This is a genomic window from Flavobacterium sp. N1736 (genome assembly GCF_025947065.1).
Classification (GTDB): domain Bacteria; phylum Bacteroidota; class Bacteroidia; order Flavobacteriales; family Flavobacteriaceae; genus Flavobacterium.
Map to the genome: position 1 here is coordinate 3,354,257 of NZ_CP109994.1, position 13,457 is coordinate 3,367,713.

General features: G+C 33.6%; 13 protein-coding genes. 3 read left to right on the top strand and 10 right to left on the bottom strand.

The annotated features are described in order from the left end of the window. Position 1 precedes the first annotated feature (1 nt). From OLM54_RS14315 to OLM54_RS14360, 10 genes are all read right to left on the bottom strand, one after another. Positions 2–862, bottom strand: a complete 861-nt coding sequence (locus tag OLM54_RS14315) for a prephenate dehydrogenase (RefSeq protein ID WP_264535262.1) — start codon at positions 860–862, stop codon at positions 2–4. 94 nt (positions 863–956) lie between these two features. Next, positions 957–2,102: a pyridoxal phosphate-dependent aminotransferase gene (locus OLM54_RS14320; protein ID WP_264535263.1), complete on the bottom strand. Its 1,146-nt coding sequence runs from the start codon at positions 2,100–2,102 to the stop codon at positions 957–959. 72 nt (positions 2,103–2,174) lie between these two features. After that, positions 2,175–3,011: a prephenate dehydratase gene (locus OLM54_RS14325; RefSeq protein ID WP_264535264.1), complete on the bottom strand. Its 837-nt coding sequence runs from the start codon at positions 3,009–3,011 to the stop codon at positions 2,175–2,177. A 367-nt stretch (positions 3,012–3,378) separates the two neighbouring features. Next, positions 3,379–3,684, bottom strand: coding sequence for a helix-turn-helix domain-containing protein (locus OLM54_RS14330; RefSeq protein ID WP_264535265.1), 306 nt, complete (start codon positions 3,682–3,684; stop codon positions 3,379–3,381). Next, a complete protein-coding gene (locus tag OLM54_RS14335) occupies positions 3,668–4,006 on the bottom strand; it encodes a type II toxin-antitoxin system RelE/ParE family toxin (RefSeq protein ID WP_264538568.1) in 339 nt (112 codons plus the stop codon). The genes OLM54_RS14330 and OLM54_RS14335 overlap by 17 nt, the downstream gene beginning before the upstream one ends. Positions 4,007–4,131: 125 nt before the next feature. Beyond that, a complete protein-coding gene (locus OLM54_RS14340) occupies positions 4,132–5,298 on the bottom strand; it encodes a DUF1501 domain-containing protein (RefSeq protein WP_264535266.1) in 1,167 nt (388 codons plus the stop codon). Between the two features lie 12 nt (positions 5,299–5,310). Next, positions 5,311–6,708, bottom strand: coding sequence for a DUF1800 domain-containing protein (locus tag OLM54_RS14345; RefSeq protein WP_264535267.1), 1,398 nt, complete (start codon positions 6,706–6,708; stop codon positions 5,311–5,313). Positions 6,709–6,993: 285 nt separating this feature from the next. Then, a complete protein-coding gene (locus tag OLM54_RS14350) occupies positions 6,994–9,384 on the bottom strand; it encodes a ribonucleoside-diphosphate reductase subunit alpha (RefSeq protein ID WP_264535268.1) in 2,391 nt (796 codons plus the stop codon). A 264-nt stretch (positions 9,385–9,648) separates the two neighbouring features. Continuing rightward, entirely contained in the window at positions 9,649–10,626 is a 978-nt protein-coding gene (locus OLM54_RS14355) for a ribonucleotide-diphosphate reductase subunit beta (RefSeq protein WP_029270611.1), read from the bottom strand. Positions 10,627–10,961: 335 nt separating this feature from the next. Continuing rightward, positions 10,962–11,531 (bottom strand): DUF3109 family protein, encoded by a 570-nt coding sequence (locus OLM54_RS14360; RefSeq protein ID WP_264535269.1) that lies wholly within the window; start codon positions 11,529–11,531, stop codon positions 10,962–10,964. Between the two features lie 408 nt (positions 11,532–11,939). Here OLM54_RS14360 and OLM54_RS14365 point away from each other — a divergent pair, with 408 nt between their 5' ends. From OLM54_RS14365 to OLM54_RS14375, 3 genes are all read left to right on the top strand, one after another. After that, positions 11,940–12,518: a MarC family protein gene (locus OLM54_RS14365; protein WP_264535270.1), complete on the top strand. Its 579-nt coding sequence runs from the start codon at positions 11,940–11,942 to the stop codon at positions 12,516–12,518. Between the two features lie 106 nt (positions 12,519–12,624). Next, the gene (locus tag OLM54_RS14370; RefSeq protein WP_042563701.1) at positions 12,625–12,825 is read left to right on the top strand and encodes a hypothetical protein; all 201 of its coding nucleotides are present in this window, start codon (positions 12,625–12,627) and stop codon (positions 12,823–12,825) included. Between the two features lies 1 nt (position 12,826). Beyond that, positions 12,827–13,432: an FAD-dependent oxidoreductase gene (locus tag OLM54_RS14375; RefSeq protein WP_264535271.1), complete on the top strand. Its 606-nt coding sequence runs from the start codon at positions 12,827–12,829 to the stop codon at positions 13,430–13,432. Positions 13,433–13,457 lie beyond the last annotated feature (25 nt).

The following is a 13,457-nucleotide window of genomic DNA, read 5'->3' on the forward strand; positions in this document are numbered from 1 at the left end:
TTTATTTCTTAGTTGTTGTTAATCCGTTTAGTATCTCTTTTATTTTATTCGTGCTTTCCATTTCTTCAAAAATGGCGTTGTAATTTTCTTCTTTTAACAAATCCCTAAACCGACTGAGGTTTGAAATATATTCTTCTAATGTTTCAATAACATGTTCTTTGTTTTGTTTAAAAATCGGTGTCCACATTGCGGGAGAACTTTTTGCCAAACGAACCGTACTTTCAAATCCACTTCCCGCCATATCAAAAATATCCTGTTCGTCTTTTTCCTTGTTCATTACCGTTTTCCCGAGCATAAAAGAACTAATGTGCGACAAATGCGAAACGTAAGCAATGTGTTTGTCGTGCGAAGTCGGGTCCATATATCGAATTCTCATTCCAATTTCGCTGAAAAGTTTTAACGCCTTTTCCTGTAATTTAAAAGTGGTTTTTTCCACCTCGCAAATAATATTCGTTTTGCCTTGAAACAAACCTTTTATCGCTGCCGAAGGTCCTGAAAACTCCGTTCCTGCAATTGGATGCGTTGCAATAAAATTTCTTCTTTTTGCATGACCGGCAACCGCATCACAAATTGGTTTTTTAGTCGAACCTACTTCAAAAACAATCGTTTTATCACCAACCAAATCCAATACTTTAGGCAAAACTATCAGCGCCACATCAACCGGAACCGAAACAATTACAAAATCAGCTTCTGCCAAATCTTCAAAACTTCCTGCCTGATCGATAACGCCTAAATCAATTGCTTCCTGCAAATGCTTTTCGTTATTGTCAATTCCAAAAATAGTCGCGTCAGGATGTCTCTCTTTGATGTCTAACACCATCGAACCACCTATTAACCCTATTCCTATTACGTATACTTTCATATTTATTTTTATATTTTTGTCATTGTGAAAAATGAAGCAGTCGCGCTAACAATTGATTCAGCAATTGATATTGCTTCGTTCCTCGCAATGACATCTAAAATCGGTCTATCGCTTCTTGTACCTTTTCTTCTTTCACACACAACGAGAATCTAATATATCCTTCTCCATTACTTCCGAAGATAGTTCCCGGTGTGATAAAAATATGTTTCTCGTATAATATTTCGTCAATGAACTTCTCTGATGATGCTATTCCTTCCGGAAGTTTTGCCCAGACAAAAAGCCCAACTCCTGCTGCATAAACTTTGCAGCCTAGTTTTTCTGCTAGTTTTTCTGTTAATTCACGACGGCGTCTGTAAATTTTGTTTTGGTCTTCAAACCATGATTTATCACAATTCAAAGCGGCAACTGCGCCTTTTTGGATTCCGTAGAACATTCCGCTGTCCATGTTGCTTTTTACTTTTAGGACTGCATCGATAATTTCAGGCTTTCCCAAAACCATTCCCACTCTCCAGCCTGCCATGTTGAAGGTTTTACTTAATGAATTTAATTCTAAAGCCACCTCTTTTGCGCCTTCAACCTGCAATAAACTCATTGGGTTATCATTCAAAACAAAACTATACGGATTATCATTAACCAATAATATGTTGTGTTTTTTAGCAAAAGCAACCAATTTTTCAAATAACGCTAAACTTCCTCTTGCTCCTGTTGGCATGTGCGGATATCCCAGCCACATAATTTTCACTTTCGAAAGATCTAATTTTTCCAAAGCTTCAAAATCCGGTTCCCAGGCATTTGCTTCTTTCAGATCATAATAAACCGGAACCGCTCCAACTAAATTAGTTACCGAAGTATAAGTCGGATAACCCGGATTCGGAATTAAAACATGATCACCTTCATTTAAGAATGCTAACGAAATGTGCATAATTCCTTCTTTCGAACCCATCAAAGGCAAAATCTCATTATTCGGATTCAACTCAACACCAAACTGATTCTGATAAAAATCTGCCATCCCTTTTCTCAATTCCGGTAATCCCTGATAGCTCTGATAACCATGCCCGTTTTCATCCAGAATTGCTGCAGCGAATGCCTCAATTACTGCTTTCGACGGACTCAAATCAGGGCTTCCAATTCCCATATTGATGATAGATTTTCCTTCAGATTGTAGTTGACGAACTTCTCTCAATTTTGAGGAAAAGTAGTATTCTTCAACTGTATCTAATCTTTTTGCTGTTGTAATCATTTTTTTTTATTTTTTGCTTTAGACTTTGGGCGGTAAACTTTATGCTTTCTTCTAACTTTTTACAAATAACTTCTAACCGATATAAGGTTTCGTATTTTTATATTCTCCTAATACTTTAAAATATTCTGCCATTATATTTAATAACGTTTTGGCTTTTGCAAAATCTTCGTATTTCTCAAATGTTACATCTACGAAAAATGAATATTTCCAAGGTGTTTCAATTTTTGGAAGCGATTGAATCTTCGTTAAATTCAATTTGCAATCGCTCATTACATTCAAAACCGCTGCTAAACTTCCTCTTTTATGATCCAGTTCAAATTTGATAGAAGCTCTGTTGATTTCGTTTTCCGGTAAAAATGAATTTTGTTTTTTGATAATCACAAAACGAGTCATATTGTTTTTTATCGTTTGAATTTCTGGCGCGATAATATCAAGATCATACATTTCCGATGCCGTTTTGCTTGCAATTGCTGCGATTCCGGTTAATTGTTTTTCCTGAATTCTTCTGGCAGTTTCGGCCGTATCTTTATCTTCAACCAACTTAATATTTGGATATTGTTTTAAGAAATCCATACACTGCAATAATGCCATTGGATGCGAATGAACTTCTTTTATATCCCCAATTTTCTGCCCTTTTAAAGTCATTAAATTTTGGTGAATGCTTAAATAATGCTCTCCAATAATGTGTAAATTATTCTTATCAATCAAAGCATAATTCGGAATAATTGGTCCTGCAATCGAATTTTCAATTGCCATAACTGCCTGATCAGATTTTCCTGAAAGTAAGCTGTCGATCAATTCTTCAAAAGACAAACATTCATCAATTTCCACATTTTCAGAGAAATACTCCTTTACAACCTGATGATGAAAAGAACCTTTTATACCTTGTATTGCAATTTTAGTTGTCATATATTCAAAAAAAAATCCTGATTTTCATCAGGATTGTATATTAGTTTTATTTGTCTTTTAAATTTTCTCAAATAACCATAGCACAATCCTTACTTCTACTAAAGAAGAAATAAAAAGAGTTGCTAAAATAAAAACGGTTATTAGACATTTTGTTTGTGTTTTTCAATAAATTCTCTGCGAATGTATAAATTATTTTCACCGCACCAAAAAAAATATTGCATTTTATGAAACAAAAAAGGATTTCTTAACAAATTTATCAAGTTTTGTATGATAATATAAAAAAAGTGGCTTAAAATAGGTTTTAGACAATTGGTTTTTTAGAAAGCACTAAGATTTTGAGTGGCTAAGTTGCTAAGATTTTTGATAATTATAACCTGATAGATAGCTCTAAATGTCCACCTAATCCAATCTCAACAATTTTTTGAAGTGTAGAAAATCGGGCTTCTTTAACATTGTTTTCAATTTTCGAAATATAGGATTTCGTTGTCCCTGCTTTTTTTGCAAGCTGTTCCTGAGTCATTCCTTTTTGAAGCCTTGCTTCCTGTATCATTACTCCAATTTTAAAGTTTTCATAGCCTGCTTCTAATTCATCACGCTTCGGGGTTCCTATTTTGCCATAATGATTTTCTACGAATTCTTCCAAACTCATTAAGTTGCTATTTTTCGTTTTCATATTCTTTTTTAATTTTTAAAGCTTTTTCAATTTCTTTTTTTGGTGTTTTTTGAGTTTTCTTTTGAAATCCATTAGCCAAAACAACTAATTTTCGTTCATCAAAAAAGCAAAAAACTCTAAAAATATTGGTTCCCTGCTGAATTCTAATTTCAAAAAGTCCATCGGTATTTTCAATATGTTTCAAATATATTGATGGTATTTTGTCAACATATTCAATTACCCGTATAGTCCAAATTATTTTCGCCTTAACTTTCTCTTCTTGTTCGGCAAAAAACTTTTTAAAATAATCTTTAAAGAAAAAAAACAGATCTGAATTTTGGATCGTTACTCATTAGCAAATATATAAAAGTTGTTCTAAAGTGAAACTTTTTATAATTAAAAAAATCACTTATGAATTACAATTATACAAAAAAAGCTACAATTTTACTGTTTGGTTTCAATTTATTTTTAAAACAACCCAGAAACCGGCGAATTCCTAATCCCAATTTTAGAATAATCAAAATTCATTTTTTCCTGTAATAAAGAAGCATACACACTTCTAAAATCAATTTCATATTTTATATCACCATTATCCAAATCAGTTAAATTTGGATTATTTCCTAGAATTGTTCCCTTATTATTTCCTCCAATAATAAACATTGGCGCTGCAGTTCCGTGATCTGTACCGTTGCCGTTGTCTTTTACGCGTCTTCCAAATTCAGAAAAAACGACAACAGTAACATTTTGAAGTAACTGTGCTTGCTTTAAATCCTGATAAAAACTAAACAATGCATCATTCAAATCAGTCAGCTTTCTTTCATGAATTGCGAGTTGATTATCGTGCGTGTCAAATCCGCCGAGTGAAGTATAATATACTTTTGAATTTAAATTTCCTTTTATAAGTCGGCCAATCCATTCCAGATTTTTAGACAATCCGGTTTTTGGATAACTAATTTCTGTTTTGGATTTTGCCAATGCTTTCTGAATTTCATCTGAACCTTCTGTAACTGAATTAGCAATTTTTCGAACAAAATCTAATTGCGGATTATCAGATAATTTCATGTTTTCTTCCTTATCAGATTTTATCTTAAAGCGATTTGGATCTTTTACCGTAATAGAATTCGGCTCCATTCCTTTCAAAGCCAAATTATCAATAGAATCCAGATTAATTCCGGCTGTTGCCTGATGTCCGTTACATTGCAAATCTAAATATCTGCCTAACCAGCCTTCGTTTATATATTTATTAGAATCGGTTGCGGTTTGCCAAATTTCCTGACTGCGAAAATGGGAACGAATTGGTTCCGGATATCCCACATTTTGAATTACTGTTAAATCTCCGTTTTGCTGCATTAGAGCGAAATCTTTTAATGAAGGATGAAATGCCATTCCTTTATTTTTACCAACCACAGCATCTTTATTCAATGCTATTTTTGTTCTTAAATCATAATACAATGGATTATCGTACGGAATAAAAGTATTCAATCCGTCATTTCCACCGTTCAATTGTACAAACACAATACATTGCTCGCCTGTAACTAAACTGTTTTGTGAACCAAAAGCATGCAAAAAATCAGGAAGCACAAGTAATCCGCCTGTAAAAGTCCCTGTCAATGTTAGAAAATTTCTTCTGTTCATGATCTTACGTTTTTAAACAATTTGATATTCCGGCAATTTTGTGATGTAATTAAAAAGTCTTGTTACTGCAAAATTGGCGTGCGCGTCTTTTGGGTCAAAGTCGTATTTCAGTAAATTTTCCATGTCTTTTTGTATTGAATCGTTTACTTTAAATAATAACCTGTTCGATAATTCAGTGATAATAGTTTTGTTGTTTCCCCCAGTATCAAAATCAATTTTTATATCAATTTTTTCAAATTCAACTTTTGATTTATCATCGGCATTTGCCATAGAATTGAGGGCTTTTCTTGTAATACTTCTTCCGCTGCAAAGCAAATCGGAAGTATTATTACGCTGCAGATAAATTTGAGAAGTCAGCCAGGAATTTCCGCCGTCCCAGCCTTTTACATTAATCTGATTGTATAAATCCATTCCCTGCTGTTTCAGAAAAAACATGACGATGGCATTATCAAAATCTTTAATTTCTAATTCATCAATTAATTGTAAAATATAAACTAACGGATTTTTAATTTTAGTTCCTGAATCTTCTTTCTTGTATTCTTCGGTGAAAATCTTAGTCAATAGAGGCTGTATTTCAAACTTCACTTTTCTGAAATAATCGCCATAATACGTTACCAATTCTTCTGAGGGGTTATCATAAATAAACCATTTAAGAATTTTTCGGGTAATCAAATAAGGAATGTTTTTTTGTTCGAAAATAATATCAACCAAATCATCTGCTTTCCAGTTTCCGGTTTTCCCGAAGTATGTTTTATCACTATTATCTTCTGCAAATTTTCTGTACACCGCATTATTATCGCCGTAATTTAATCCTGCCAAAGCTCTTGCGCCTTCTTTGATATCGCTTTCAGAATAATTTCCAATTCCGATTGTGAATAATTCGAGTAATTCACGACTTAGATTTTCATTGTATTTGCCTTTTTTATTATCGACATTATCTAAATATTTCACCATTGCATTCGATTTTACAATTTGCTTTGTGAGTTCTTTAAAATTACCAAAAGCATGTTCGCGTAAAATCATATTGTGCTGATAAATCCAATAGTTGACTTTTACTTTTTGGGAAGTCGAAACGAAATGATTGTGCCAGAAACAAACCATATTTTCCCGAAGTGGAAATTCGTCGTTTCGCATTTTGTCAATCCACCATTTTTTTAATTCAACAGCCGAATAAATTTCTTTTTTGAGAATCTTCTTCTTTTCTTCAGAATCTGCTGTTTTTATCGCTTCTTTTAACTCTTTGAGTTCGATTAATGTTTTGGGATCATCGTTTAAAAAAGCAGGAAGCTGTGTGTCGAATTTTGAATCGTAAGAATGTTTTAGAAACTTTTCTAATCCTAGTTTTTCAATTTTATCGGATTCTTTTCCGGAAAAACCCAATCGTAACGACCAAAGATTGCTTTTTTTCATAACACAGAAATTTGTTTAGAATTAAGACTTTGTTTTTTATGAAAGGTTTAATTTGAGGAAGACTCTAAGTGCAAAGGTTCTAAGGTTTCCTTGTGCCTCTGAATACAAAGCTGTTCTATTCTAACTGCGTAGAATGGATTAAAATCCATGATTTATTTTGTAGCAACGGATTTTAATCCGTTAAGCGGAAAATAGCTCCTAAAACAAAAGCAGCTATCATTACAATAACTGCTTTTATAAATATCTTTTAAAAATCTGAAATCTCAGATCTGAAATTTAAAATAATTAAGACCCACACATTTCACAATCTTCAGGATCTGCGGCTTGTGCTTTTAGCAACATCGCTTTATAATCTTCAACGCTGATTGCTTCAGTTTCTGCAACTAATGTTGGAACTTCTTCTTTTTTATCGTTGTTTAAGGTAAATTTAATCGCATCAACTGCTGATTTTGTTCTCAAGTAATACATTCCTGTTTTTAAACCTGATTGCCAAGCGTAAAAGTGCATTGACGTTAGTTTAGAATAGTTTGCATCTTGCATAAACAAGTTCAACGATTGCGATTGGTCAATAAAATAACCTCTTTGACGTGACATATCGATAATGTCTTTCATAGACATTTCCCAAACTGTCTTGTATAGTTCTTTCAGGTCTTGCGGAATCACATCAATGTTTTGAACTGATCCGTTATGACGCATAATTTCTTGTTTCAATGTTTCGTTCCACAAACCTAGTTTTACTAAATCTTCCAGTAAATGTTTGTTTACTACAATAAATTCTCCAGACAATACACGACGTGTGTAAATGTTTGATGTATAGGGTTCGAAAGCTTCGTTGTTTCCTAAAATCTGAGAAGTTGAAGCTGTTGGCATTGGCGCAACTAACAATGAGTTACGAACTCCGTGTTCCATTACTTCTTTTCTTAATGAAGCCCAGTCCCAACGTCCTGATAATTCTTCATCTTTCATTCCCCACATATTGTATTGGAATTCTCCTTTAGACATTGGAGATCCCTCAAATGTAGAATATGGTCCTTCTTCTTTTGCCATTTCCATAGAAGCGGTTACGGCTGCAAAGTATAAAGTTTCGAAAATTTCCTGATTCAACGTTTTGGCTTCGTCACTTGTAAACGGCAGACGCAACATGATAAAAGCATCTGCCAAACCTTGTACTCCTAATCCTACCGGACGGTGACGCATGTTTGAGTTTTCAGCTTCTTTTACCGGATAATAGTTTCTGTCGATTACTTTGTTCAGGTTACGCGTTACACGTTTTGTAACATTGTAAAGTGCCTGGTGATCGAATTTTCCGTTTTCAATAAACATTGGCAACGAAATAGAAGCTAAGTTACATACCGCAATTTCATCTTTAGATGTGTATTCCATAATCTCAGTACACAAGTTAGATGAACGAATTGTTCCTAAATTCTTGTGGTTTGATTTACGGTTTGCCGCATCTTTGTACAACATATAAGGTGTTCCTGTTTCGATTTGCGATTCAAGGATTTTCTCCCATAATTCACGCGCACGAATGGTTTTTCTACCTTTTCCTCTAAATTCATAATCCGTATACATTGCTTCGAATTCTTCTCCGTAAACATCGTATAATCCCGGACATTCGTTAGGACACATTAAAGTCCATGTTGAATCTTCCTGAACACGTTTCATAAATAAATCAGATGTCCACATCGCGAAGAATAAATCTCTTGCACGCATTTCTTCTTTTCCTGTATTTTTCTTTAAATCCAAAAATTCGAAGATATCCGCATGCCATGTTTCGATATAAATCGCAAAACTTCCTTTACGCTTTCCTCCACCCTGATCTACGTAACGTGCTGTATCGTTGAAAACTCTCAACATTGGCACAATTCCGTTTGAGGTTCCGTTTGTACCACGAATGTAAGATCCTGTCGCACGAACGTTATGAATAGAAAGACCAATTCCTCCCGCTGATTGCGAGATTTTAGCCGTTTGTTTTAAGGTGTCATAAATACCATCAATACTATCATCCTGCATTGCCAAAAGGAAACAAGAAGACATTTGTGGTTTTGGAGTTCCGGCATTAAACAACGTTGGCGTTGCATGCGTGAAGAACTTTTTAGACATTAAATCGTACGTTTCGATTACTGATTTTAAATCATCTAAGTGAATACCAACCGAAACACGCATCAACATATGTTGCGGTCTTTCGACGATTTTTCCGTTGATTTTTAGCAAATACGAACGCTCTAAAGTTTTAAATCCGAAATAATCGTAATTAAAATCTCTAGTATAAATGATATGAGAATCTAAGAAAGCTGAGTTTTCCTGAATTACTTTAAATACTTCATCCGAAAGTAATGGCGCATCTTGTCCGTTTCTTGGATTTACATAGTTGTACATATCTTTCATCGTTTCTGAGAACGACTTTTTCGTATTTGAATGTAGGTTTGAAATTGCCACACGCGCTGCCAATTGTGCATAATCAGGATGCGCAATTGTCATAGAAGCCGCCGTTTCTGCTGCAAGATTATCAAGTTCAGAAGTAGAAACCCCATCATACAATCCTTCGATAACTCTCATCGCTACCTTCACAGGATCTACAAGCTCATTCAAGCCGTAACACAATTTTTTGATTCTTTCTGTAATCTTATCAAACATTACGGGCTCTTTGTGGCCATCTCTTTTTACTACATACATAAGCTTACTTTTTATTAGTTATTGAAAAAATGAAAGACACTAGAAAAACGAATTCCAGCACTTAAACATTGTGTGTTTTTAAATTATTTTTAGAGAATTATTAGATTCTCAATAGTTACCCGTTTCAAATTCGAAAATCAAATTTAAATACGTCGAAAATTGCTATTGAATCTACGATTTGGGAAAAGAGATTCAACCTAAAATGTTTTTGTAATCTTTTTTAACGCCTCTTGAAGAGCGGATCGCTAAAATTATTTTTGTTGTCTAAAAATCTGCATCAAATGAAATTTTCTGAGCATCACTATCTGTGTTCATCACACCGGATTTTTGATACTCTGCAACACGTTTTTCAAAGAAATTAGTTTTTCCCTGAAGAGAAATCATGTCCATGAAGTCAAACGGATTTGCTGATCCATAAACACGTTCGCAGCCTAATTCTACTAATAATCTGTCAGCAACAAATTCTAAGTATTGTGTCATTAATGCTGCATTCATACCAATTAAACTTACCGGCAGAGATTCTGTAACAAATTCTCTTTCGATATCTAAAGCATCAACAATGATTTCTTTAATTCTGTCTTTTGGCACTTTGTTAATCAAATGGTGATTGTGCAAGTGTACTGCAAAATCACAATGTACACCTTCGTCACGAGAAATTAACTCGTTAGAAAAAGTTAAACCTGGCATTAAACCACGTTTTTTCAACCAGTAAATTGAACAGAAAGCACCTGAAAAGAAAATTCCTTCAACAGCTGCAAAAGCAATTAGTCTTTCAGCAAATGAATCAGATTCGATCCACTTTAAAGCCCAGTCTGCTTTTTTCTTAATTGCAGGAAAAACTTCCAAAGCATTAAACAATTCCGCTTTCTCTGCTTCATCTTTCACATAAGTGTCAATTAATAAAGAGTATGTTTCGCTGTGAATGTTTTCCATCATGATTTGAAAACCGTAGAAAAACTTTGCTTCGGCATATTGAACTTCATTTACAAAGTTCTCAGCAAGGTTTTCATTCACGATTCCGTCAGAAGCTGCAAAAAACGCAAGAATGTGTTTAATGAAATATCTTTCATCATCACTCAGCTTATTATTCCAGTCTGTTAAGTCCTGGTGCAAATCGATTTCCTCTGCAGTCCAAAAACTAGCTTCCATCTTCTTATACCATTCCCAAATATCATGATGTTTGATAGGAAAAATAACGAAACGGTTCTTGTTTTCTTGTAAAATTGGTTCGACTTGCGACATGGCTTTTATGTTTAATTTTTTTACTGATTTTTTACTGATTCAGAGTAGTACAAAGATTGTCATTTGTTGCCAAAAATGAAAGCCAAACTTATTCACAATTTGACGTAGTTTTTAACAACGGACAAAAAGTAGCTTATTTTTCAGACAATAATTAAATTATTGTAAATGAGCAATTTAAAATCGTTATTTAGACCTTAGGTGCTGTAAAATATAGACTTTTTATAATAAAAAGCAAGAAAATTTTAATTGTTTTTAAAAGTTTTTTTTAGAGTTAAAACTTTAATTTATTGAGTTAAAAAACACCGTTTCAAAAACGTATTTTTTACAGTTATTTTTTAAGAATTTTTAAGTTCCTGAGCTACTTTTTCAAGCTCCATATACCAATCTTCGCCAAAGCGACGAATTAAAGCTTCTTTTACAAATTTATAGACCGGAACTTCTAACTCTTTACCTAAAGAACAGGCGTCGTCACAAATATCCCATTTGTCATAATTAACTGCGGCAAATTCTGTGAAGTCTTTTACACGAATTGGATATAAATGACAGGAAACAGGTTTTTTCCAATCAACAATTCCCTGATTGTATGCTTGCTCGATTCCGCAAAGTGCCGTTTTTCCGTCAAAAATAACGTAAGCACAATCCTTATTATCTATTAGCGGCGTTTCAAGATCGCCATCAGTTCCTTTTACCCAGGTTCCCTGCGCTTCTATAGCAGCAATTCCTTCTTTACGTAAAAAGGGTTTTACTTTAGGATAAATTTCCTCCATTATTTTTGTCTCAGCTTCGCTTAAAGGTGCACCGGCATCTCCGTCAACGCAGCAAGCTCCTTTACAAGCTGACAAGTTGCATACAAATTCTTTTTCAAGAATATCCTCTGAAATAATGGTTTTACCTAATTGAAACATGATACTAAAATACTGAAATTTATAAAGTGCAAAGATAGACAAAGAAAGCAGATGAAATGAGATTAAATTTACTGTGAAAATTCTACCACAGAGATGCACAAAGTTTTCCACAGAGACACACAAAGATCTATTAAACTTTGAGAAAGTTTAAAACCCAAAGATTTATAAACCTTAAAAACTAAAACTTTGCGAAACTCTGTGAAAAACTTTGTGCAGCTCTGTGGTAAAAAACAAACAAAACTTTGCGAATCTCTGCGGTAGAAACAATATTTTGTTACAAAAATCATTTTTTTAATCACCAATACGTGTTTTTATAACAAAAATATACCGGAATACATTCTATTAAAAAAACAACTACCTTTATTATCTACCTTTGCAAAAATTTTAAACGCTAAAAATCAAAGTAATATGTTAGAAATTGACCTTAAAGAAATTATTACTGTTGGAATGGTGCTTTTTGCCGTAATTGATATTGTGGGATCTATTCCGATTATTGTGAATTTAAGAGCAAAAGTTGGTCATATCGAATCTGAGAAAGCTTCGATTGTTGCCGGAATGATTATGATTGTTTTTCTTTTTGTTGGTGAAGGTTTACTTAATCTTATCGGTATCGATGTGCATTCGTTTGCTGTTGCGGGTTCGTTTGTATTATTTTTTCTTGCTTTAGAAATGATTTTAGGAATCAGGATTTATCGTGACGAAGAACCGGGATCTGCTTCTATCGTTCCATTAGCGTTTCCGTTAATTGCGGGAGCAGGAACAATGACTACTTTGCTTTCGCTTCGATCTCAATTTCACACTATAAATATTATAATTGCTATTTTACTAAATATCATCTTAGTCTATATTGTTTTGAAATCTTCAAAAAAAATCGAAAATTTATTAGGAGAAAACGGACTTGGCGTGGTTCGCAAGACTTTTGGAGTAATACTTTTGGCAATTGCTGTTAAATTATTCGCTGCTAATGTTAAAGGTTTGTTTGTCTAACATTTATTTTTATAAATTTACCCCCAATAAAATTTCTAAATATGACTTTAAGACAATTTAATGTCAACGGGTTTTACTTTAATTATTTTAGACAAACAAACGCCATATGAAAATTTTCACTTCCATCTTAGTACTTTTAGCATTAGCTTTAATCGTTTTTAATATTACGTTGCTAGATTTTAAGAATCCTTTTCAGGGTGATAGTGCTGTAGCTTTTATTGGAATCGCAGCTTCTTTTTGCGCCGTTTTAATTCTTTTGATTTTTAGAATTTCAAAAAGAATTGAAGAAAAAATGAACGGCAGATAATATGTTTGACGTTTTAATTATTGGCGGAGGAGTTTCGGGCATGTCTTGTGCACTCGTTTTAGGATCTGCCAAAAACAAAGCTTTTGTTACCGATAAAAAAATCGGAATTTTTACACATCAAAAAAATTCTTCGTTACAAGAAGCAATTTTCTACAACGCTTATGGCATAACGCCAGGAAAATTAGGTTCTGATTTGCTTATAGAAAGCACACAGGATTTGGCAATGACTTACCCTCATATTACTCAGATTGCAAATGAAAAAGTAATTAGAGTTAAAGGTTCTTATCCTGAATTTACTGTAGTTACCAATAAAAATGAATACAAAACCAAAAGTATCGTAATAGGAATTGGTTCTGCCAATACTTTTGATATTGAAGGTTTAATGCAATATATTGAACCGCACAAAAAAGCACTTCCCGAAAAACAACGTATTCAGCTTAAAAACGACGATCATAAAGTTGCTGATGGCATTTATGTTATTGGAACTCTTGCAGGCTGGAGAAGTCAACTGGCAATTGCAGCCGGAAGCGGCGCCGCTGTTGCAACAGATATTCTGACTTTATGGAATAACGGTGTGCAAACGCATTCTCACGATAGTATTCGATAAAACAAAAAATAAACCATTAAGACAT

Excerpts from the sequence above, each read along its gene's own strand:
- OLM54_RS14360 (WP_264535269.1), bottom strand. The coding sequence starts at position 11,531 with ATGTTTCAATTAGGTAAAACCATTATTTCAGAGGATATTCTTGAAAAA.
- OLM54_RS14345 (WP_264535267.1), bottom strand. The coding sequence starts at position 6,708 with ATGAAAAAAAGCAATCTTTGGTCGTTACGATTGGGTTTTTCCGGAAAA.
- OLM54_RS14320 (WP_264535263.1), bottom strand. The coding sequence starts at position 2,102 with ATGATTACAACAGCAAAAAGATTAGATACAGTTGAAGAATACTACTTT.
- OLM54_RS14375 (WP_264535271.1), top strand. The coding sequence starts at position 12,827 with ATGTTTGACGTTTTAATTATTGGCGGAGGAGTTTCGGGCATGTCTTGT.
- OLM54_RS14315 (WP_264535262.1), bottom strand. The coding sequence starts at position 862 with ATGAAAGTATACGTAATAGGAATAGGGTTAATAGGTGGTTCGATGGTG.
- OLM54_RS14330 (WP_264535265.1), bottom strand. The coding sequence starts at position 3,684 with ATGAAAACGAAAAATAGCAACTTAATGAGTTTGGAAGAATTCGTAGAA.
- OLM54_RS14340 (WP_264535266.1), bottom strand. The coding sequence starts at position 5,298 with ATGAACAGAAGAAATTTTCTAACATTGACAGGGACTTTTACAGGCGGA.
- OLM54_RS14355 (WP_029270611.1), bottom strand. The coding sequence starts at position 10,626 with ATGTCGCAAGTCGAACCAATTTTACAAGAAAACAAGAACCGTTTCGTT.
- OLM54_RS14325 (WP_264535264.1), bottom strand. The coding sequence starts at position 3,011 with ATGACAACTAAAATTGCAATACAAGGTATAAAAGGTTCTTTTCATCAT.
- OLM54_RS14350 (WP_264535268.1), bottom strand. The coding sequence starts at position 9,384 with ATGTATGTAGTAAAAAGAGATGGCCACAAAGAGCCCGTAATGTTTGAT.
- OLM54_RS14370 (WP_042563701.1), top strand. The coding sequence starts at position 12,625 with ATGAAAATTTTCACTTCCATCTTAGTACTTTTAGCATTAGCTTTAATC.
- OLM54_RS14365 (WP_264535270.1), top strand. The coding sequence starts at position 11,940 with ATGTTAGAAATTGACCTTAAAGAAATTATTACTGTTGGAATGGTGCTT.